1 protein-coding gene is annotated in these 897 nt (G+C 63.4%); it reads left to right on the plus strand.

Features of this window, described 5'->3' with window-relative positions; translation table 11 throughout:
• A partial coding sequence (locus JCM25156_RS18470) for an OmpH/Skp family outer membrane protein (protein ID WP_025814303.1) occupies positions 1-573 on the plus strand: 573 nt, incomplete at its 5' end.
• Positions 574-897 lie beyond the last annotated feature (324 nt).

Genomic DNA, 897 nt, shown 5'->3' on the forward strand with positions numbered 1-897 from the left:
GAATTCAAGCCGCTGCCTGCCGGCTCGCGCCCCGCCGCTCCTGTTATCGGTATTTTCAACACGCAGCAGATCATGGCGCAGTCCCTCGCCGTGCAGAAGCTCCAGACCGAACTCGGCGCACGGCGTGAGGCGCTGGTGCGCGATGTCCGCGCCGAGGACGGGCAGCTTCAGGCGCTGCGCCAGTCCATCATCAAGGCAGGCAAGGCCCCGACGCCCGAACAGCAGCAGGATCTGCAAAAGCGCGTGATGGCCGACCGCACCAAGTTCGGCAACCGCAACCGCATTCTGGAAGAGGACGCGCAGGTTGCGCTCAATCAGGTCCAGCGCGAGATGCAGCAGATCGTCAGCGCCATCGCCGCCGCCCGTGGCATGACCATGGTGCTGCAGGCCGGAACCGCCGCGCTGCATGATAACAGCCTTGATATCAGTGATCAGGTCGTGACCTACCTCAATCAGGCGCTGCCCACGGTCTACCTGCCCGGCCCGACCGAAGACCCCGAGGAAATTGCCAAGAGCGGCAAATACCCCGTCATGCCCTTCCAGCCGCCCGCCGATAACGGTGGTGGCGAGTAAGGCCGTATTGCAGGCTGTTTAAAATAACAGGCTGACAGACGTTTCCGGGTGCCGTCTTTTTTCAAAAAAGGCGGCGTCCCCTGAAGCTTTCCGAGGAAAGCTTCACCAGAAACGTCCTTTCCGGACAGTCTCTTATAATCCGCTGATCCCCACGCCCTTCATATCGCGGGGCTGGGGTCAGGCCAGCAGGTCCGCCGTGATCGCCCCGCTCGCCGCAATGGCGTCAGCGGCGGAGAGGCGGACCAGATAACCACGCTTCCCCCCGTTTATGACAACGAAGGCTGGGCCAGCGCCTCCGCCGACAGGGCCGTGCGCACGCGGCGG

Source organism: Komagataeibacter kakiaceti JCM 25156, from assembly GCF_000613305.1.